This is a genomic window from uncultured Allobosea sp. (genome assembly GCF_945957345.1).
Lineage (GTDB): Bacteria > Pseudomonadota > Alphaproteobacteria > Rhizobiales > Beijerinckiaceae > Allobosea.
In genome coordinates, this window is the sequence record NZ_CAMFKW010000023.1 from 44,547 (window position 1) to 64,686 (window position 20,140).

General features: G+C 66.9%; 21 protein-coding genes. 10 read left to right on the top strand and 11 right to left on the bottom strand.

From position 1 onward, the window contains the following. Positions 1 to 10 precede the first annotated feature (10 nt). The 7 genes from Q0Q36_RS13155 to Q0Q36_RS13185 all read right to left on the bottom strand — a co-directional run bounded on the left by Q0Q36_RS13155 (position 11) and on the right by Q0Q36_RS13185 (position 5,781). Positions 11 to 727 carry a cytochrome c oxidase subunit 3 gene (locus Q0Q36_RS13155; RefSeq protein ID WP_293798616.1) on the bottom strand — a complete coding sequence of 239 codons (717 nt, stop codon included), beginning with the start codon at positions 725 to 727 and terminating at the stop codon, positions 11 to 13. 12 nt (positions 728 to 739) lie between these two features. After that, a complete protein-coding gene (locus Q0Q36_RS13160; protein WP_293798617.1) occupies positions 740 to 2,500 on the bottom strand; it encodes a cbb3-type cytochrome c oxidase subunit I in 1,761 nt (586 codons plus the stop codon). Between the two features lie 58 nt (positions 2,501 to 2,558). Continuing rightward, the gene (locus Q0Q36_RS13165; RefSeq protein ID WP_293798618.1) at positions 2,559 to 3,380 is read right to left on the bottom strand and encodes a cytochrome c oxidase subunit II; all 822 of its coding nucleotides are present in this window, start codon (positions 3,378 to 3,380) and stop codon (positions 2,559 to 2,561) included. Continuing rightward, a complete protein-coding gene (locus tag Q0Q36_RS13170) occupies positions 3,347 to 3,661 on the bottom strand; it encodes a hypothetical protein (RefSeq protein WP_293798619.1) in 315 nt (104 codons plus the stop codon). Before Q0Q36_RS13170 ends, Q0Q36_RS13165 begins: the two co-directional genes overlap by 34 nt. A 155-nt stretch (positions 3,662 to 3,816) precedes the next feature. After that, positions 3,817 to 4,206, bottom strand: coding sequence for a cytochrome c family protein (locus Q0Q36_RS13175; protein ID WP_293798620.1), 390 nt, complete (start codon positions 4,204 to 4,206; stop codon positions 3,817 to 3,819). A gap of 361 nt (positions 4,207 to 4,567) precedes the next feature. Further along, a complete protein-coding gene (locus Q0Q36_RS13180) occupies positions 4,568 to 5,359 on the bottom strand; it encodes a class I SAM-dependent methyltransferase (protein ID WP_293798621.1) in 792 nt (263 codons plus the stop codon). Then, on the bottom strand, positions 5,356 to 5,781 hold the full coding sequence (locus tag Q0Q36_RS13185; RefSeq protein ID WP_293798622.1) for an NUDIX domain-containing protein: 426 nt from the start codon (positions 5,779 to 5,781) through the stop codon (positions 5,356 to 5,358). Before Q0Q36_RS13185 ends, Q0Q36_RS13180 begins: the two co-directional genes overlap by 4 nt. Before the next feature lie 150 nt (positions 5,782 to 5,931). Between Q0Q36_RS13185 and Q0Q36_RS13190 the strand changes: the two genes are divergently transcribed. The 10 genes from Q0Q36_RS13190 (at position 5,932) to Q0Q36_RS13235 (ending at position 14,968) form a co-directional block, all read left to right on the top strand. Further along, positions 5,932 to 6,450 (top strand): GAF domain-containing protein, encoded by a 519-nt coding sequence (locus Q0Q36_RS13190; RefSeq protein WP_293798623.1) that lies wholly within the window; start codon positions 5,932 to 5,934, stop codon positions 6,448 to 6,450. Positions 6,451 to 6,457: 7 nt separating this feature from the next. Beyond that, positions 6,458 to 6,808 (top strand): winged helix-turn-helix domain-containing protein, encoded by a 351-nt coding sequence (locus tag Q0Q36_RS13195; protein WP_293798624.1) that lies wholly within the window; start codon positions 6,458 to 6,460, stop codon positions 6,806 to 6,808. A 307-nt stretch (positions 6,809 to 7,115) separates the two neighbouring features. Beyond that, entirely contained in the window at positions 7,116 to 8,135 is a 1,020-nt protein-coding gene (gene exbB / locus Q0Q36_RS13200; RefSeq protein WP_293798625.1) for a tonB-system energizer ExbB, read from the top strand. Between the two features lie 3 nt (positions 8,136 to 8,138). Next, positions 8,139 to 8,588, top strand: coding sequence for a TonB system transport protein ExbD (gene exbD / locus Q0Q36_RS13205; protein ID WP_265059364.1), 450 nt, complete (start codon positions 8,139 to 8,141; stop codon positions 8,586 to 8,588). After that, positions 8,585 to 9,451 (top strand): energy transducer TonB, encoded by an 867-nt coding sequence (locus Q0Q36_RS13210; protein WP_293798626.1) that lies wholly within the window; start codon positions 8,585 to 8,587, stop codon positions 9,449 to 9,451. Before exbD ends, Q0Q36_RS13210 begins: the two co-directional genes overlap by 4 nt. A gap of 237 nt (positions 9,452 to 9,688) precedes the next feature. Further along, a complete protein-coding gene (locus Q0Q36_RS13215) occupies positions 9,689 to 9,955 on the top strand; it encodes a hypothetical protein (RefSeq protein WP_293798627.1) in 267 nt (88 codons plus the stop codon). 396 nt (positions 9,956 to 10,351) lie between these two features. Beyond that, positions 10,352 to 11,557: an ABC transporter substrate-binding protein gene (locus Q0Q36_RS13220; protein WP_293798628.1), complete on the top strand. Its 1,206-nt coding sequence runs from the start codon at positions 10,352 to 10,354 to the stop codon at positions 11,555 to 11,557. A gap of 62 nt (positions 11,558 to 11,619) precedes the next feature. Next, positions 11,620 to 13,488 (top strand): ABC transporter permease, encoded by a 1,869-nt coding sequence (locus Q0Q36_RS13225; RefSeq protein WP_293798629.1) that lies wholly within the window; start codon positions 11,620 to 11,622, stop codon positions 13,486 to 13,488. Beyond that, complete coding sequence (locus Q0Q36_RS13230) at positions 13,485 to 14,258, top strand: ABC transporter ATP-binding protein (protein WP_293798630.1); 774 nt, start codon at positions 13,485 to 13,487, stop codon at positions 14,256 to 14,258. Before Q0Q36_RS13225 ends, Q0Q36_RS13230 begins: the two co-directional genes overlap by 4 nt. Beyond that, on the top strand, positions 14,258 to 14,968 hold the full coding sequence (locus Q0Q36_RS13235) for an ABC transporter ATP-binding protein (RefSeq protein ID WP_293798631.1): 711 nt from the start codon (positions 14,258 to 14,260) through the stop codon (positions 14,966 to 14,968). Before Q0Q36_RS13230 ends, Q0Q36_RS13235 begins: the two co-directional genes overlap by 1 nt. On the opposite strand, the gene Q0Q36_RS13240 is transcribed toward Q0Q36_RS13235, so the two are convergent. From Q0Q36_RS13240 to Q0Q36_RS13255, 4 genes are all read right to left on the bottom strand, one after another. Next, positions 14,925 to 15,482: a MarR family winged helix-turn-helix transcriptional regulator gene (locus Q0Q36_RS13240; protein WP_293798632.1), complete on the bottom strand. Its 558-nt coding sequence runs from the start codon at positions 15,480 to 15,482 to the stop codon at positions 14,925 to 14,927. The genes Q0Q36_RS13235 and Q0Q36_RS13240 overlap by 44 nt on opposite strands. 158 nt (positions 15,483 to 15,640) lie before the next feature. Continuing rightward, a complete protein-coding gene (locus tag Q0Q36_RS13245; RefSeq protein WP_293798633.1) occupies positions 15,641 to 17,059 on the bottom strand; it encodes a M20 family metallopeptidase in 1,419 nt (472 codons plus the stop codon). Between the two features lie 166 nt (positions 17,060 to 17,225). Further along, positions 17,226 to 17,636, bottom strand: coding sequence for a Cu(I)-responsive transcriptional regulator (gene cueR / locus Q0Q36_RS13250; RefSeq protein WP_293798634.1), 411 nt, complete (start codon positions 17,634 to 17,636; stop codon positions 17,226 to 17,228). 1 nt (position 17,637) lies between these two features. Continuing rightward, entirely contained in the window at positions 17,638 to 20,124 is a 2,487-nt protein-coding gene (locus tag Q0Q36_RS13255) for a heavy metal translocating P-type ATPase (RefSeq protein ID WP_293798635.1), read from the bottom strand. Between the last annotated feature and the right edge of the window lie 16 nt (positions 20,125 to 20,140).

Consider the following 20,140-nt stretch of genomic DNA (forward strand, 5'->3'; position numbering starts at 1 on the left):
ATCAGGAGCTTCAGGTCAGCAATCCGCGGCAGATCTCGATGAAATCGTCCGTCCAGCGCATCAGCAGGCTGAACAGGACGAGCCAGACCAGCAGCAGGAAATGCCAGTAGATGGCGCAGAGCTCGACGCTGAGGGTGAGCTCGCGCGGGATCGTCGGCACGAGATTCTTGGGTGTTGCGAAGGCTTTGACGGAGGTTCGGCAAAGCGCAGCGAGCCCACCCAGCACATGGGCGCCGTGAATGGCGGTGACCAGATAGAAGAAGGCGCTGGCGGGGTTGGACGCGGTGAAATGGCCGGAGTTGGCCAACTCGCGCCATGCCAACGCCTGGGTGGAGAGGAAGGCGAGCGAGCAGACGCCCGCGGCCAGAAGGCTGGAGCGGAGCGGGCCGGGCTCGTCGCTACGGGCGGCGATCACCGCCATGTGCAGGGCGATGCTCGCCAGGATCAGCAGTCCGGTGCTGAACCAGAGCACGGTCGGCATCCGCAGCGCGCGCCAATCCGCCACGCTCATGCGCATCGCATAGGCGCTGACGAGAAGCGCGAAGAGCGAGCTGGCGACGACGAGGAAGGTGCCGAGGCCGAGCTTCGCCGTCATGGGCGAGGCTGGCTCGGGAGCGTCGCCGATCACGCCGACTTCGAGCCAGGGCTTCGCCGTCAGGCGCTGGCGCGAGAGCCACCAGCCGGAGAAGGCTGCCACGATGACGATGAATATGAGGGCCACGCCCATGGCGGCATCTCCTCATCCTGTCCGCGGAACCGGCGGCTGGTTCTGCGGCAGGAAGTCCTCCGCGGCGCCGGGCACGCTGTAGTCATAGGGCCAGCGATAGACCACGGGCAGGGTCTCGCCCCAGTTGCCATGGGCAGGCGGCGTGTGCGGCGTCTGCCATTCCAGTGTGGTCGCGCGCCAGGGGTTGCCGCCCGCGGGTTGGCCGTGCCCGAGGCTCCAGACGAGGTTGAACAGGAAGACGAGCTGAGCGGTGCCAACGATCAGGGCGGCGACCGTGATGAATTCGTTCAACGTTGCCGCCGACGGCGGAACGAGGGCGATGCCGCCGATCTCGTGATAGCGCCGCGGCACGCCCATCAGCCCGATATAATGCATCGGGAAGAAGATCGCGTAGGCGCCCAGGAACGTCACCCAGAAGTGCAGCTTGCCGAGCCCGTCATGGAGCATGCGCCCGGTGACCTTCGGATACCAATGGTAGATCGCCCCGAAGATCACGAGGATCGGCGCAACGCCCATCACCATGTGGAAATGGGCGACGACGAACATCGTGTCGGAAAGCGGTACGTCGACGACGACATTGCCGAGGAACAGGCCGGTGAGCCCGCCATTCACGAAGGTGACGATGAAGCCGAGCGCGAACAGCATCGGCACCGTGAGGTGGATGTCGCCCTGCCAGAGGGTCAGCACCCAGTTGTAGACCTTGATCGCGGTGGGGATCGCGATGATCAGCGTCGTGGTGGCGAAGAAGAACCCGAAGGCGGGGTACATGCCGCTGACATACATATGGTGCGCCCAGACGACGAAGCTGAGCGCGCCGATCGCGATCAACGCCCATACCATCATGCGGTAGCCGAAGATGTTCTTGCGCGCATGGGTGCTGATCAGATCGGAGACGATACCGAAGGCCGGCAGCGCCACGATGTAGACCTCGGGGTGCCCGAAGAACCAGAACAGGTGCTGGAACAGGATCGGGCTGCCGCCCTTGTAGGCCAGCGGCTCGCCCATCGCGATGATGGCCGGCATGAAGAAGCTCGTGCCGAGCAGCCGGTCGAGCAGCATCATCACGGCGGCGACGAAGAGCGCGGGAAAGGCGAGCAGCGCCATCACGGTCGCGGTGAAGATGCCCCAGATCGTCAACGGCATGCGCATCAGTGTCATGCCCCGGGCGCGGCCTTGCAGCACGGTCACGACGTAGTTCAGCCCGCCCATGGTGAAGCCGATGATGAACAGGATCAGCGAGACCAGGAGCACGATGATGCCCCATTGCTGACCCGGCGTGTTGGCGAGGATCGCTTGCGGCGGGTAGAGCGTCCAGCCGGCCCCGGCCGCCCCGCCCGGCACCAAGAAGCCGGAGACCAGGACCAGCACGGCGAGCAGATAGATCCAGTAGCTCAGCATGTTGACATAGGGGAACACCATGTCGCGGGCGCCGAGCATCAGCGGGATCAGGTAGTTGCCGAAGCCTCCGAGGAAGAGCGCTGTCAGCAGGTAGATCACCATGATCATGCCGTGCATGGTGATGAGCTGGTAATAGCGTTCGGGGTCGATGAAGGAGACCAGGCCCGGGAAGCCGAGCTGCAGCCGCATCAGCCAGGACAGCACGAGCGCGACCAGGCCGATCGCCAGGGCGGTGAGCGAATACTGGATGGCGATGACCTTCGCATCCTGGGAGAACACGTATTTCGTGATCCAGCTATGCGGATGATAGAGTTCGACATCTTCGGTCTCGGCCGCCGGTCGCGGTTCGGGAACGCCGTGCATCACGTCGACCATCGGCTCGCCTCCCACTCCATCTCGGACGAAATCCCCGTTCGGGAGTTCGTCCGCTGTCTCACTCCTGGTTCTTCGCCTGCGTCCTCGCCGGGCTCTGGAGTTGGGCGAAGGTTTTCTGCTGCTGCAGCCAGTCGCGGTATTGGCTCTCGGGCTCGACCACGACGCCGCCGCGCATGAAGGTGTGGCCGGTGCTGCACAGCTCGGAGCACAGCGCTTCGAAGGTGCCCGCCCGCGTCGGCGTGAGCCAGTAATAGGTGACGGTGCCCGGGATCATGTCCATCTTGGCCCGGAATTCCGGGACGTAGAAATCATGGACCACGTCGAGCGAGCGCAGCAGCAGCTTGACCGGCTTGCCGAGCTGCAGATGAAGCTGGTCGCCCTGAATCACGATGTCGTCCTGCCCGCGCGGGTCTTTCGGATCGATGCCGAGCGGGTTGTCCGCCGTGACCAGGGCGATATCGGTGGCGCCGATGTGGCCGTCCGCACCCGGCAGCCGGTAGGCCCATTGCCATTGCTGGCCGACGATCTCGGCGACGGTCGCATCCTTCGGCACCGTGACGAACCGGTGCCAGACGACGAGCCCGGGTGCGAGCATGGCGGCGACGCCGATTCCCGTGCCGATCGCAAGCCACCATTCGAGCCGCTTGTTTTCCGGTTCGTAGGCGGCGCGGCGGCCCTCGCGATGGCGGAAGCGGAAGACGCAATAGGCCATGAACAGTACGACCGCCGTGAAGACGGCGCCGGTGATCCAGAACGTGATGATCATGGTGTCGTCGATATAGCCCCAGTTGGAGGCGATCGGCGTCCACCACCAGGGACTCAGGAAGTGGAAGACCACCGAGCCGATCACGACCAGAGCCAGGACGATTGCGACACCCATCCCTTTTCATCCTTGCCGAGGGCGGCGATGAACAGGAGCAAGGCAACGCTGCGACGCAGGCTGGCGCGCCACAGCGCTAGGCAAACAAACTCATCGTCGACATCAGAGCGACGTTGCGGCGCGGGGCCAAACAGGTTCTCCGCTTGCAACGAACCAGGCTGATAAGCTCGGTGGTAGAGCAAGGCAGGCGCCGGGCACGAACTCCGCCGAGCGGATCGGGAGGCCGAATCTCTTGCTTCCTGCTCGTCATCGCCGAACCCTTGGCTCGCCTGGACGACCATGCGCCGCTATCGGCGCATCAATTCAGACCGGGCCGCGGGACATCCATGTCATCGGCCAAAGTCATCTCAATGTTGTCGTCCCGCTCACGGGAGTTGTCAATCGCGTCCGCGTCGCAAAACGGCTTAAGCACGGTCGAAATCGGGAGACAATCCCGCTACTTTTTCTTTCCGTCAGCGTCAAATTGCTTGAGGAACGCGACGACGTCGTCGACTTCCTTGTCGGCTTTGAGGCCAGGGAATGTCATCTTTGTCCCTGGGATCTTGGCCTGCGGCGCCTTGATATAATCCCGGAACGTCGGCTCATCCCATACGATGCCGGAGTTCTTGTTGGCCGGCGAGTAGGTGTAACCCTCGATCGAACCCGCCGGCCGGCCGATAAGACCATTCAGCTTCGGTCCGACTGCATTTCTGGCAGTCTCCCCGATCTGGTGGCAGGCACGGCATCTCTGGAAAATCTTCTCACCCGCAGCCGGGTCGCCTGCCGCCTTGGCTGAATGGGAAAGAACCGCGAGCATCAGGAAAGCTACCAGAACCCGGCGCCGCATCGAAGGTTCTCCTTCGAATTCGACCTTTCCGCCGGACAGGCGGCTAGGCCGCACAATCTCTCGCAGCAACTTACACCCATATCCGCCTCGCTCCAATCCGGGGGCAATAAGCGTTGCGCCAGTCCGGCGGCGGCAGCTCAAGGGCGAGAATGTCAGGCCCTCACCATTAAAGACGTGGCCGGGCAATCTTTAGAATTTGCGAGAACTGAATTTAGTAATCCACCATGGACTGACAGACAGTGGACAAAATATACCGCATAAAACCTTTCCAGGGCTTGCGGCGGGCTTCAGGTCGGAATGGCCATCGATGTCTTCAGAAGGGCCGGTTCTCGCAAAGGGAGCCGGTCCTTTCGTTTTCGGCTCAGGGTCGCGCGATTACGAGGCGCAGCGAACCATCGAAGCTCGGCTGATTGCGCAGGAAGCCGTAGCAGTCGTCCCAGGCGCCGCATTCCAGGTCCCGTCGCAGCTTCTCGATCGAGGCAGCGCTCTCGGCCTCGCTGACGAAGCTCCAGGCCGAGCAGGCCGAGCGCGCGCCCGGATCGAGGAAGAGTTCGGGGCGGCCGTAATAGGCCTCGTTGAAGCCGTCGCGGCATGCGAGCGGGATCGGCACCGCGACGATCTCGACATCGCCACCGAGCACTGTGCCGATATGGCCGAGGGAGGGATAGCGCCGCGCCTCGGTCGCCAGCACCTCCGGCGCGTAATGATCGAGCCAGAAGGCCTGCACCAGCTCGGGATCGCAGGACAGGATCACGACCGGGCCGCGCGTCACGCGGCGCATCTCGCGCAGGCCGGCATCGAGATTCTGCCATTGATGCACGGTGAAGGTCGCCATGCTCGCGTCGAAATGCCCGTCGGGAAAGGGCAGGGCCTCCGCCGTGGCATCGATCGCCGCGACGATATCGGCCGGGCGCTGCGCCCGCATCGAAGCGGAGGGCTCGACCGCCGTCATGTCGCGGCCGCGCGGCTCGTAGGAGCCGGCTCCGGCGCCGACATTGAGCACCTTGCGCGCCGGGCCGAGCGCTGTCTCGATCAGCGCGGCTATGGCCGGCTCAGGCTGACGATAGGAGGCGTAGCCCTGGCCGATACGGCCGTAATCGGCGTCGCCAGCGCTGCCATCGGCCCGGCGTGGGCGTGAAGTTACGTCATTCATCGGGATGTCTCCGTCAGCATGGACAGCCAGAGCGGCAGGGCGTGGTCGCGCGTCAGTGGGGCGAGGGGAAGCGCTGTTGCCGCGTCGGGTTCGAGCCACGCGATCTCGGCGATCTCAGCGGCCGGTCTGGCTTCGCCGTCGAGAGGCAGGGCGAAGAGTTCGGCCTCGACGGTGAACCCGGGCTCGTTGGCAGCCGGGGCGGCGAATCGCCCGCAATGGCGCGCGGCCTCGCGCGAGGCGGTCAGCCCCAACTCCTCGCGGAGTTCGCGGGCGAGCGCATCGAAAGGCTCCTCGCCCGGCTCGATCTTGCCGCCCGGCTGCATGAACCAGAAGGTGCCGGACTTGCGGACGAGCAGCAGGCGTCCGCGTGCGTCGGTCAGCAGCGCGGCTGCAATGCGGATTGGCCGGGCATCCTCGTTCAAGACCGTTTCCCCCTCGGGCGGGCGCGGGCGAGGATTGCCACGATCCGCATGGCGCGGGGAAGGGGGAGCCTCTTCGATGGCGCGGCCGGGGCTATGATGGTAGGACCGGCGCTGGATTTCGAGAGCGCATGCAAGCGAGGCGTCAGGATCATGTTCGAGGCACGCAGCATCGACAGCGGCAACAAGCCGGACTTCTACCGCGAGCTCGCGGCGCAGCTCGAAGCCCTGCTGGCCGGCGAGAGCGACGCCATCGCCAATGCCGCCAACACCTCCGCGCTGCTGTACCAGATGATGCCGGACCTGAACTGGGCCGGGTTCTACATCATGCGATCAGGCGAGCTGGTGCTGGGCCCGTTCCAGGGCAAGCCGGCCTGCGTCCGCATCCCCGTCGGCAAGGGCGTCTGCGGCGCGGCCGTGGCGCAAGCGCGCACGATGCTCGTCGAGGATGTCCATGCTTTCCCCGGCCATATCGCCTGCGATGCGGCCTCGCGCTCCGAACTGGTCGTGCCGCTCGTCGGTCGCAACGGCGTCATCGGCGTGATCGATCTCGATAGTCCGTCGCCGGCGCGTTTCGATGCCGATGATCAGGCCGGCATCGAGCGCATCGCGGCGATCTGGCTCGAGGCCTGCGGCGAGGGCGTCGAAACGACCTTGGCCAAAGCCTCCTGAGGCGGCGATGGCCTCGCTGAGTCTCAGGATCCAGCTCGATCCGGAGGGCAGGATCGGCCCCGGCAAGATCGCGCTGCTTGAGAATATCGCGACGCATGGCTCGATCTCGGCTGCCGGCCGGGCGATGGAGATGTCCTACCGGCGCGCCTGGGAACTGGTCGAGGAGCTGAACGTGCTCTTTGGCAAGCCGGTGGTCGAGCGCCAGGTCGGCGGGCGCAATGGCGGCGGCGCGCAACTGACCGCTCTGGGCGAAGCCCTGATCCTGCGCTTCCGCGCCGTCGAACAGGCGGCGACCAAAGCTGCGGCCGAGCATCTCTCAGCCTTGCAGGCCGAGATCGACCGGCCCGAGCGCGATTGACGCAGTACCGCTTCCGCGCGAGCGCCCTGCATTCATCGAATAGCGGATATGTGAGGGCCGTCCCGGAGCGCGGGCAGGGCTGATTTGCCGTGGTCGAGGCCGATCCGGGGCCTGGCCGGCGAGCCGCTTTTCCTTGACAGGACCGCCCGATTCGAACAGGCGTATCGCATGTGCAGCAACGCCGCTGCAAGTCTTTTTTTGTAATGATTCCAATGAGGAAGCTGCTGGTGCTCCCGCGCCTGACGGCAATGCTGCGGAGCTGGCGAAAGGCCGCCGCAGCACTCCTCCAGAGAAGGCTGGATTTGTGATGATGCGTGCGTTTCGACTGGCTCTCGTGGTCGCAGGCCTGTCGGTGATGACGGCCCAGGCTCAGGTCTCCGGGCAGCCCGCTCCGGCGCCGTCCGAGACGGCCCCGCCCGCGGCTCAGGCCCAGCCGACGACGCCGACCAATCCGCTGCCGCCCGCTCTGCCGCAACTTGGCATCAACCCGCCGAGCACCGCTCATCCGCCCCTGGCCCTCGGCAATCCGGCGACGCCCGTGACGGCTCCGGCGATGACGGCGACGCTGCCGCATGACCTGTCGCCCTGGGGCATGTTCATGGCGGCCGATATCGTCGTGAAGGGCGTCATGCTCGGGCTCGCCTTCGCCTCGCTCGTGACCTGGACGATCTGGCTCGCCAAGGCGATGGAGCTCGCGACGGCCAAGCGATCGGCGGGCGTGGCGCTCCGCCGCATCGAGGCTGCCGAGAACCTGAGCGAGGCCGCGGGGGCCGCTGCCGGCAAGAGCGGCAAGCTGCGCGGCGCCGTCGGTCAGTTGCTGAACGCCGCCTTGTCCGAGACGCGCCGCTCGGCCGATCTCGGCGAGGACGGCATCAAGGAGCGCGCCGCTATCGCGCTGTCGCGGATCGAGGCGCGCGCCGGCCGCTCGATGGCGCGCGGCACCGGCCTGCTGGCCACGATCGGCTCGACCGCGCCCTTCGTCGGCCTGTTCGGCACGGTCTGGGGCATCATGAATTCCTTCATCGGCATCAGCCAGGCCAAGACGACCAATCTCGCCGTCGTCGCGCCGGGCATCGCCGAGGCGCTGCTGGCGACCGCGATCGGCCTCGTCGCCGCCATTCCCGCCGTCATCATCTACAATGTCTTCGCCCGCGCGATCACCGGCTACCGCGCCACGCTCTCCGATGCCTCGGGCGAGATCCTGCGCCATCTCTCGCGCGATCTGGAGCGCCGCCAGCGCGCCGTCGCGCCGGCTCCGCGTGCGGCTGCAACCTCCTCGGCTTCTGCCGCCGCAGCGGCCTCCGCACCGCTCGTTCCGGCGGAGTGAGTCATGGGCGTCTCCCTCAAGGACCCGCAGGACGGCGATCTCGGCGAGGTCAGCGACATCAACGTGACGCCGTTCATCGACGTCATCCTCGTCCTGCTGATCATCTTCATGGTCGCCGCGCCGCTCTCGACCGTGGATGTCGCCGTCGACCTGCCGGTTTCGAACGCACAGCCGCAGCCCCGGCCGGACACGCCGATGTTCCTGACCGTGAAGGGCGATCTCTCGCTCGCTCTCGGCAATGACGCCGTGCCGCGGGAGGCCCTGCAGGCGGCGCTCGACCAGAAGACGAATCGCGACCGCGAGCAACGCGTGTTCCTGCGAGCGGATGGCAGCGTCGCCTATAGCGAGCTGATGAACGTGATGAACCTGCTGCGCAATGCCGGCTATCTCAAGATCGCGCTGGTCGGTCTGGAGGATACCGGGCAGGGCACCGCCGCGGGGCCGAAGCCATGAGCCTCGAACGCCCCTCGCTCTCCCGCTTCGCGCCGACGGCCTTGCGCTGGAGCTTGGCAGCCCTCGTGGTCGCGAGCGCCCATGGCACGGCTGGCTGGGTGATCGCCAACTGGCAGCGCGCCGAGGCCGCGATGGGTTCGCCGCCGGCCGCGGTCATGATCGAACTTGCGCCGTTGGCCGTCGCGCCTGAAGCACCGCCCCAGGAGGTCGCGCCCGGCCCCGAGATGGCGGAGGCGCAGCCCGAGCCGGAGCCGCCGCCGCCCGAGCCGGTCGAGCAGCCGAAGGAAGTCGAGCCACCTCCGCCGGAACCGGAGCCCGTCGCGATTCCCGAGCCCGAGATCAAGATCCCCGAATTGCCGCCGTCGCCGGATGCCGCCGCGTTCCTGACGCCGCCGCCGAAGGAAGTGCCGAAGCCGCCGCCGCCGGAGGTAAAGCCCAAGCCTAAACCGAAACCCAAGATCGTCGAGAAGAAGAAGCCGATCCGGCCTGACAAGCCGAAAGCCGAGCAGACGACAGCGCCGGTAGCGCAGGATCAGGCCGCTCCGCGCGCAGCCGCCCCGAATTCCGGCGCATCTTCGCCGTCGCCGGCCGCAACGGCGAGCTGGCGCGGCTCGCTGATGGCACATCTCAACCGCTACAAGCGCTTCCCGGGCAATGCCAGCCCAGGCACGGTCCAGGTCGCGTTCAGCATCGACCGGGGCGGGCGCGTGCTCTCGGCCCGGCTCGTGCGCGGCTCGGGCGATGCGGCGCTTGACGAGGAGGCGGTCTCGATGATCCGCCGCGCCAGCCCCGTTCCGGCACCGCCGGACGGGCTCGGGGGCGGAGCGATCTCGCTATCTGTTCCGGTCAAGTTCTCGCGCTAGGCATTGTCGATCCGACTCGGAAACACGCGGGTCATCCCGGGCTTGACCCGGGATCCATGCCGGAGCGCTTCCGGTCGAGGTTCAGGCATGGATCCCGGATTTTCGCTCCGCTCCGCCCTGGATGACCCGCGTATTTCGATCAAAACGCGGTATGATCCAGTCTGGGCTGGGTCCCTTCTGGGAACTGCAGGGCCGCCCGCGCGTAGGACGGACAGGATGCGCGAGAGGAGAAGCGCCATGACGGTCATCAAGCTCGCTGCCGGGGCGATGCTGGCTCTCGCCTTGAGCGGCTGCGTCACCACCGAGGCCGAATATCGCGCACTGGATGAGGAACGCTGCCGATCGTTCGGCTTCCGTGCGCCGGGTGAGGCGTTCTCGAATTGCCTCCTCCAGCTCGATCTCGACCGCGCAGCAGAACGGCGCCGCCGCTTCGATCGCTTCGACGCGTCCTTTGGCGGGCCCTGGGGCTATGGCTACGGCTGGGGATACGGCCGGCGCTGGTAAGCGCGGGTGACGCCCAAAAGAAAAAAGGGCCACGCCGGAAGCGCAGCCCAAGTCTAGGGAGGAAACGCCCAAGGAGGGCGACGCAGCATCTCTGCTGCGGTGCAATCTAAATAGGAGCCGCAAGGCGCGCCCGCAAGGCCAAAAGGGCAGCATCGCTGACTTATTTTTGGGCGACAAGATTTTCTTTTGAAATCAAAGGCTTTCTGGAATTTCACGCACGCTTGGGCGAGCAGGCGTCAATCGTCTGCCTATCTGCTGCAATGCAAGAATATCGGATTGACAAGCGCGGCGATCTATCCATTCATATGTATGCATATGAAATCTGCGTCGCCCGACCGGGTGGGAGCGGTATCGGCGCGGATTGCAGCCGCAGCGAGGCGAAGGACTTAAACCCTCATGCAGATCGATCGTCGCAGTTTCGTCGCGGGCACGCTTGCCCTCGGCGTTCCCCAGTTGGCGCGCGCCCAGGGCGCAGGACCGATCCGCATCGGCGAGATCAACTCCTATACCGCGCAGCCGGCCTTCCTGAAACCCTATCGGCAGGCCTGGGAACTGGCCCAGGAGCAGATCAACGCGGCCGGCGGCGTGCTCGGCCGCAAGCTCGAAACCGTCTTCCGCGACGATGCCGGCAAGCCGGAGGACGCGGTGCGCCACGCCGCCGATCTTGCCACGGCCGAGAAGGTCGACATCATCGCTGGCGGCTTTCTCTCCAATGTCGGCCTCGCGCTCGCTGATTACGCCAACCAGAACAAGCGGCTCTATGTCGCCTCCGAGCCGCTGGCCGATGCGCTCGTCTGGTCGAAGGGCAATCGCTACACCTTCCGCCTGCGGCCTTCGACCTACATGCAGGCCGCGATGCTGGTCGAAGAAGCGGCCAAGCTCCCGGCCAAGAAATGGGCGATCGTCGCGCCGAACTACGAATACGGCCAGTCGGCGGTGAAGTGGTTCAAGGAACTGCTGCTGAAGGCGCGCCCGGACGTGACCTTCGTCGCCGAGCAGTTCCCGGCGCTCGGCCGTATCGATGCCGGCGCCACCGTGCAGGCGCTGGAAGCGGCCAAGCCGGAGGCGATCTTCAACGTCACCTTCGCGGTCGACCTCGCCAATTTCGTCCGCGCGGGCAACACGCGCGGCCTGTTCGAGGGGCGCCAGGTCGTCTCGATGTTGACCGGCGAGCCGGAATATCTCGATACACTCGGCGCCGAGACGCCGGAAGGCTGGATCATCACCGGCTATCCGCATGCCGATCTGCAGACGCCGGAGCACGTCAAGTTCCGCGACGCCTACAAAGCGAAATACAACGACTATCCGCGGCTCGGCTCGGTCGTCGGCTACGAGACGGTGCAGGCCATTGCCGCCGCGCTGGCGAAGGCCGGCGCGACCGACAACGAGAAGCTGGTCGACGCCTTCGAGGGGCTGAAGTTCGGCTCGGCCTTCGGCCCGATCGAGTTCCGCAAGATCGATCACCAGTCGACGCTCGGTGCCTATGTCGGCAAGAGCGCGCAGAAGAACGGCAAAGGCGTGATGGTAGACTGGAGCTATCGCGACGGCGCCAAGTACCTGCCCAGTGACGACGAGGTCCGCAAGCTGCGCCCGGCCGTCTGACCTTGCCTGACATGGAGCGCGGCGCTAACGCCTGAGGGCTTTGGCGTTGCGCCCGAGACGACATGCTTGATCTCGTCCTCACCCAGACCTTGAACGGCCTGGCCTCGGCGTCGTCGCTGTTCCTGGTGGCGTGCGGGCTGTCGATCATCTTCGGCGTCACGCGCATCGTGAACTTCGCCCATGGCTCGCTCTACATGCTGGGCGGCTATCTGGCCTTCACGCTGGTGACCTGGCTCGGCCCGGCCGATCCGCTCGGCTTCTGGGGCGGTGTCATCCTCGCCGTGCTGTTGACCGGCCTCGCCGGCGTGCTCATCGAGGCCCTGATCCTCCGGCGGATCTATCAGGCACCGGAGCTGTTCCAGCTGCTCGCGACCTTCGGCGTCGTGCTGATGCTGCAGGATATCGCGCTGGCGACCTGGGGGCCGGAGGACAAGCTCGGCCCGCGCGCGCCGGGCTTTCGCAGCTTCGTCATCCTGTTCGACAACCGCTTCCCGAGCTACGAGCTCTTCCTGATCGCGGTCGGGCCGGTGGTGCTCGGGCTGATCTGGCTGCTGTTCCACCGGACGCGCTGGGGTGTGCTGATCCGGGCGGCGACGCAGGACCGCGAGATGGTGAGCGCGCTCGGCGTCAACCAGCGCCTGCTCTTCACCTCGGTCTTCGCCTTCGGCGCGGCGCTGGCGGGCCTGGGCGGCGCACTTCAATTGCCACGCGAGGCGATCAACCTCCACATGGACCTGTCGATGATCGCCGAGGCCTTCGTGGTCGTGGTCGTCGGCGGGCTCGGCAGCGTGACGGGAGCCTATCTCGCCGCCGTGCTGATCGGCGTGCTCCACGCCTTCGGCATCCTGATCCTGCCCAAGATCACGCTGGTTCTGGTCTTCCTGGTGATGGCGGCGGTGCTGATCGTCAGGCCGCATGGCCTGCTCGGCAAGGCCGCAGTCGAGCCGCGCGGCCATGCCGGTCAGCTCTTCCTGCTGCGCCCGGCCGACGGCGCGGCCAAGGCGTTCGGAGCCGTGGCGCTCGGCCTGCTGGTCCTCGCGCCGCTCGTCGTGCCTGACCATGTCGTCCTGACCCTGACCGACCTCGTCATCTTCGCGGTCTTCGCCGCTTCGCTGCATCTGTTGATGGGGCCGGGCGGCATCACCTCCTTCGGCCATGCCGCCTATTTCGGCCTCGGCGCCTATGGCGCGGCGCTGGCGGTGAAATGGCTGGGCAGCCCGATGGAGGAGGCGCTGATGCTGGCGCCATTGATGGCTGGCATCGCGGGCGCGATCTTCGGCTGGTTCTGCGTCCGGCTCTCGGGCGTTTATCTCGCCATGCTGACGCTGGCCTTCGCGCAGATCGCCTGGGCCACGGCCTTCCAATGGGTCGACCTCACCGGCGGCGACAACGGCATCCTCGGCGTCTGGCCCTCGGCTTGGGCGGTGCCGAAGATGGCGTTCTACTACCTCGCGCTTGCCATCGCCGTCCTGGTCATCGCGGCGCTGCGCATCATTATTTTCGCGCCCTTCGGCTATGCCTTGCGCGCCGGCCGCGACAGCCCCTTGCGGGCCGAGGCGATCGGCCTCGATGTCGGGCGCCTGCAATGGGCCGCCTTCGTCATCGCGGCGATCGCGGCTGGCATCGCCGGCGGGCTCTTCGCCTTCTCGAAAGGCTCGGTCTTCCCGACCTATATGGCGATCCCGCGCTCGGTCGATGCCTTGCTCATGGTGCTGCTCGGCGGCGTTCAGACGGTTGCCGGCCCGGTTATCGGCGCCTTCGCCTATATGGGCCTCAACGAGCAGCTCATGAAACTGACGGCCTATTGGCGCTTCGTGCTGGGCTTGTCGATCGTGCTGCTCGTCGTGCTGTTCCCGCGCGGCCTCGTCGGCACCTGGCTGTACTGGCGCGCCCGCCGCGAGAGCGCCGCGCAAGCAGCGGCAACCGCATGAGCGCACCCGTGCCCCCAGTGCTGGAAGCCCGCGATCTCGCCCGCTCCTTTGGCGGCGTGAAGGCGGTCGATGGCGCCTCCTTCTCGGTCGAGGCCGGCAAGCTGGTCGCCCTGATCGGCCCCAACGGCGCCGGCAAGACCACCTGCTTCAACATGCTGAACGGACAGATCAAGCCGGATCGCGGCGAGGTGCTGCTTGCGGGCCAGCCGATCACAGGGCTCGCGCCGCGCAAAATCTGGCGGCTCGGCGTCGGCCGCACCTTCCAGATCACCGCGACCTTTGCCTCGATGACCGTACGCGAGAACGTCCAGATGGCGCTGATCTCCCATGCCGGTAAAAGCTGGCGCCTGTTCGGCCGCGCCGACCAGCGTCGCCTCGGACCGGCCGATGCGCTGCTCGCCCAGGTCGGCATGGCCGAGCAGGCGGAGCACGCCTGCGGCGTGCTCGCCTATGGCGATCTCAAGCGCGTCGAGCTTGCGGTCGCGCTCGCCAACGAGCCGAAGCTCCTGCTGATGGACGAGCCCACCGCCGGCATGGCGCCGCAGGAGCGCATCGCCCTGATGGCGCTGACCGCCCGCATCGCCAGGCAGCGCGGCATCGCCGTGCTGTTCACGGAGCATGACATGGATGTCGTCTTCGCCCATGCCGACCGCGTGCTGGTGCTCGACCGTGGCCGCCTGATTGCCTCCGGAACCAGCGCCGAGGTGCGCAGCAACCCGCAGGTGCGCGCGGTCTATCTCGGCTCCGGCGTGACGTCGGGAGGGCATTGATGACGGCGCTCCTTGAGCTTGCGGGCGTCGAGGCCTGGTACGGCCGCGCCAAGATCCTGCATGGCGTCGGCTTTTCGGTCGGGCATGGTGAGGTCGTCGCGCTGATGGGGCGCAACGGCGCCGGCAAGTCGACGACGATGAAGGCGGTGATAGGGCTGGTGCCTGAGCCGCAGGGTTCGATCCGTTTCGAGGGCAAGGAGATCGCCGGCCGCGAACCCTTCGCCATTGCCCGGCTCGGCATCGGCTATGTCCCGGAGGACCGGCGCGTCTTTTCCGACCTGACCGTCATGGAGAACCTCGAAGTCGGCCGCCAGCCGGCGCGGGCAGGCGCGCCGCACTGGACGCCGGAGCGGCTGTTCGATCTCTTCCCCAATCTCGGCCGCATGCGCGACCGGCCGGGCGGCGCCATGTCCGGCGGCGAGCAGCAGATGCTGACCATCGCGCGGACGCTGATGGGCAATCCGCGTCTGCTCCTACTCGACGAGCCATCGGAAGGGCTGGCGCCGGTGATCGTAGAGGCGATGGCGCAGACCATCCGCGTGCTGAAGGGTGAGGGGCTGTCGGTGCTGCTCTCGGAGCAGAACCTGCATTTCGCCGGCAGCATCGCCGACCGTGCCGTGATCATCGAGAAGGGCTTGATTCGCTTCGACGATACGATGGCCGCGCTCAAGGCCGACGAGGCGGCGCGGAGCCAGTATCTGGCGGTTTGAAGCCGGAGAGCAGGCGCCGCATCACGTCGAGCAGTGGCTCGACCTCCGGCTCCGCCATCGGATCAAGCGCCGCGATGGTGATCGCCTTGGCCCGCTCGACATATCCAGGCAGCAGTTCGCGGCCGCGCTGGCCGAGCTGCACCAGCACGCGGCGCTTGTCGCCGGGATCGTGCAGGCGCTCGACCAGCCCGCGCTCGGCCAGCCGCGTCACCACGCCCCGGATCGTGGCCGGGTCCATCGCCGTCATCCGGCCGAGCTGGTTCTGGGAAATCCGCCCATCGACCGCGAGCCGGCAGAGCACCGCGAATTGCGGCGGCGTCGGTCCGTCCGCGCCCATCATCTCCACGAACATCGCGACATAGCGCTGCTGCATCTGCCGCAGCAGGAAGCCGAACTGCTCGTCCAGAACGTAGCCGGCGAGGTCGACCGGTTCAGGCGTCGCGGAATCGGCCTGGCCGCTGGCCGTGCGGTGGTGCCGGCCGAGCCCGTCTTCCGATTCCTCTGCGCGATCCATATTGGCCCCGGGTAGCGATTCTGCTGGCTGACGGCAGCGATGTTGCCCCGGATCATATGTGTTCGTTCAATCGCGATACAGCGTTGAAAACGAAACATCCCGGATGACCGTCAGGCCACCCGGGATGCGTCTGCATCGGGTCTGAAGCGGTTGGACGATCAGCCCAGCGACATCGTCAGCGGCGGCTTCACTTCGGGCGGCAGCGGCGAGGTGTAGCCTTCCTTGCCGAGACGGGCCTTGTGGTCGGCCTTGGCGGCGGCCATCAGGGCCGGGTCGCTCAGCACGGCGGCGCCGGTCGCGGCCATCGCCTTGGCGACATGGACCATCGCCTTGTGCGCGGCCGGGGATTTGCCCTGCGCCACCACCTGCCAGGTGTGGAACGGTGTGCCCATCGCGACGGTCGGCGCATGGGCCTGCACGGTCGGCACCGCCCAGCTCACGTCGCCGATATCGGTCGATCCGATCGCCGGGTTGCGCTTGGCGTCGCGCGGCACGAGGAAGTCGGCGAGCGGGGCGCCGGTATCGGGCATGCCGATGGTACGCCAGATCGAGGCGATCTCCTGCGGGGAGAGCGTGCCGCGGATCTTCTCGGCATAGGCCTTGTCGGCATCGTCGAAATGCGGCGCGCCGAGTTCGCCCATCACCTTGTGCATGGCCTCTTCGAGTGGCGTGTTGGCGACGAGATCGGAAACGGCGCTGACGACGCGCATCTCCATCTTGGTTTCCGTCATCAACGCCGCGCCTTCGGCGATCTTCTTCACGCGCTGGACGAGTTCGAGCATGCCGCGCAGGTCGCGAGCCCGGATCGAGTAGCGCACGCGCGCATGGGCCTGGACGACGTTCGGTGCGATGCCGCCGGTGTCCAGCAGCGCGTAATGGACGCGCGCGTCGGAGGGCATATGCTCGCGCATGTAGTTGACGCCGACATTCATCAATTCGACGGCATCGAGCGCGGAACGGCCGAGATGGGGCGCGGCGGCGGCATGCGAGGCGCGACCGGTGAAGACGAAATCGGCGCGGGTATTGGCGAGCGCCAGAGCGGGGGCGACCTCCCAGAAGCTCGACGGGTGCCAGCTGATGGCGACATCGGCGTCGTCGAAGGCTCCGGCGCGAACCATGAAGGCCTTGGCGGCGCCGCCTTCCTCGGCCGGGCAGCCGTAATAGCGCACGCGACCGGGAATCTTGTTCTCGGCAAGCCACTCCTTCATCGCCACGGCGGCAAGCATCGCGGCAGAGCCGAGCAGGTTATGGCCGCAGCCATGGCCGTGGCCGTTGGTCTCGATCTCCTTGTGCTCGGACGCGCCGGCTTCCTGCGACAGGCCGGGCAGGGCGTCGTATTCGCCGAGGAAGGCGATGACCGGGCCGCCTTCGCCGGCCTCGCCGATCACGGCGGTCGGGATGTCGGCGACGTTCTCGGTGATCTTGAAGCCCTGGTGCTTCAGTTCGGCGATATGCTCGGCGACAGAGCGCTTCTCGGTGTAGCACACCTCCGGCATGCCCCAGACCCGGTCGGAGAGCGCGATCAGGCGCTCCTTGTTCGCATCGACATGCCGCCAGAGATCGTTTCGATTGTCCATTGTCGTTCCGCCTGGGGACCGCGCGGGCGTTCCCCGTCTTTTGTTGAGAGGCGGATTCCCCGACGGGGCCGATGCAGCCGGGCCGGACCCGCCTCTGGTGGGCAGGCGCATATGAGCAATCTCGCACCGCCCCGTCCAGACATTCAGCGCATGGCGGAGCAGCGTCTCAGGCTTTGCCTTGCGTCGGCGTGGTAGCTGCGAAGTCCGCCAGGATCGGGCAGTCCGGCCGGTGGTCGCCATGACAATGCGTCGCCAGATGCCGCAGCGTGTCGGCCATGGCCTTGAGCTCGGCCGCCTTTTCCTCGAGTTCGCGCACATGCGCCATGGCGAGATTCTTCACATCGGCGCTGGCCCGGCTCTTGTCGCGCCAGAGGGCGAGCAGTTCGCGGGTTTCTTCCAGCGAGAAGCCGAGATCGCGCGACCGGCGCACGAAGCGCAATGTATGCACGTCGTCGGAGGCATAGACCCGGTATTGCGCGGCCGTGCGGGCGGGCGCAGTGATCAGGCCGATGCTCTCGTAATAGCGGATCATCTTGGCGCTGACGCCGGAGCGGGTTGCGGCTTCGCCGATATTCATCTCAGGCCTCCACCTTGAAGCGCTTCAACCTGAGCGCATTGCTGACGACGCTGACGCTCGACAGCGCCATGGCGAGCCCGGCGAAGACCGGCGAGAGCAGGATGCCGAAGGCCGGATAGAGCACACCGGCCGCGACCGGGATCAACAGCGCGTTGTAGCCGAAGGCCCAGGCGAGATTCTGGCGAATGTTGGAAATCACCGCCTGCGACAGCGCGATTGCACGGGGTACGCCCATCACGTCGCCGGACATCAGCACGACATCGGCGCTCTCGATCGCGATATCCGTGCCGGTGCCGATGGCGATGCCGACATCGGCCTGCGCGAGGGCGGGCGCGTCGTTGATGCCGTCGCCGACGAAGGCGACCTTGGCGCCGCGGCTCTGCAGGCGCTTCACCACCTCGGCCTTGTCGGTCGGCAGCACCTCGGCCCAGACCTCGTCGATGCCGAGGCCGCGCGCGACCGCTTCCGCCGTGCGACGGTCGTCGCCGGTCACCATCGCGACCTTGAGGCCGAGCTTGTGCAGGGCGGCGATGGCCGCGGGCGTGGTCTCCTTCACCGCGTCGGTGACGGCGATCACGGCAGCGATCTTCCCGTCGATCGCGGCATAGAGCGGCGTCTTGCCGGCTTCGGCCAGCGCCCTGGCGCGGGCGACGAAGGGCGCGATGTCGAGCCTGGCGTCCTCCATCAGCCGGTGGCCGCCGATCGCGACCTTGCGGCCCTCGACGGTCGCGATGACGCCGCGGCCGGCATCGCTGGTAAAATCGGCCGGTTCGGCGAGCACAAGCCCTCGCGCCTTGGCTGCCGCGACCAGCGCCAGCGCCAGCGGATGCTCAGAGCGGTTCTCGGCCGAGCCGACAAGGCGCAGCACGTCGTCGGCCGCAAAGCCATTCGCCGGCTCGATATCGGTGAGTTCCGGCTTGCCCTTGGTCAGCGTACCCGTCTTGTCGAGCGCGACGATCTGGACGTCCTTGAGCGCCTGCAAGGCGTCGCCCTGACGGAACAGGATGCCGAGCTCGGCGCCCCGGCCGGTGCCGACCATGATCGAGGTCGGGGTCGCGAGACCCATGGCGCAGGGGCAGGCGATGATCAGCAGCGCGACGGCATTGACCAGTGCGTGCGAAAGAGCCGGGCTCGGGCCGAAGCTCAGCCAGACGGCGAAAGTCAGCAGCGCCAGCACGATCACGACCGGCACGAACCAGAGCGTGACGCGGTCGACCAGCGCCTGAATCGGCAGCTTGGCGCCTTGCGCGGCCTGAACCGTCCGCACGATCTGGGCGAGCAGCGTGTCGGAGCCGACCTTCCGGGCGGTGAAGCGCAGCGCGCCCGAGCCGTTGACGGTGCCACCGGTGACGGCGCTGCCGGCCTCCTTGCGCACGGGGGCAGGCTCGCCGGTGATCATCGATTCATCGACGAAGGAGGTGCCGTCCGTGACCTCGCCATCGACCGGGACGCGCTCGCCCGGCCTGAGGATCACGACATCGCCGGGGCGGACGTCGTCCACGGCAATATCGCTCTCGGCGCCGTCGCGCAGCACCCGGGCGGTCTTGGGCTGGAGCGCGATCAGGCTGCGGATGGCGGCGCCGGTCCGGCCCTTGGCGCGGGTCTCGAACCAGCGGCCGAGCAGGATCAGCGTCACGATCACGGCGCCGGATTCGAAATAGGTGCCCTCGGTGCCCGCCGGCAGCAGATCCGGCAGGAAGGTCGCGACGCTCGAATAGAGATAGGCCGCGCCGGTGCCGAGCATGACCAGCGAGTTCATGTCGGGCGCCAGCCGCAGCAGCGCCGGGAAACCCTTGCGCAGGAAGACGAGGCCCGGCCCGAACTGGACGATGGTCGCCAGCACGAAGGAGAATACGCGCAGGTTCCACGCGCCGAACGTGCCGGAGAGCCAATGGTGCAGGGCAGGGACCATATGGCTGCCCATCTCAACCACGAGCAGTGGCAGCGTGAGCAAACCGGCGAGGATGACCGAGCGCAGCAGCTTGCCTTGTTCCTCATCCTTGGCCGCCTGTTGGCGCGCAGTAGCATCGCCATCGGCCGCGACCACAGGGCTCGCCTCGTAGCCGGCGCCGGCCACGGCCTTGACCAGGGCAGGGACGATGTCGCTACCGGCGAGCGTCTTCACGCTGGCGCGCTCGGTCGCGAGGTTCACGGTCGCCTCGACCACGCCGGGCACGGCGCGCAGGGCCTTCTCGACATGGCCGACGCAGGAGGCGCAGGTCATGCCCGAGACCGATAGTTCGATCGTGGTCTCGACCGGGGTGTAGCCGCTCCGGCGGACCGCCGCCTCGATTTGCTTGAGGTCGGTGCCGCCCTTGACGAAACTGACATGCGCTTGCTCGGTCGCAAGATTGACCGCGACCGCATCGACGCCCGGCACGGCCTTGATGGCGCGCTCGACATGGGCGACGCAGCTCGCGCAGGTCATGCCCTCGATGCCCAGATCGAGGGTTTCGAGGTCGTTCCTGCTCCTGTCGATGGCCGTCATCGCCGCCTCCTTCGTG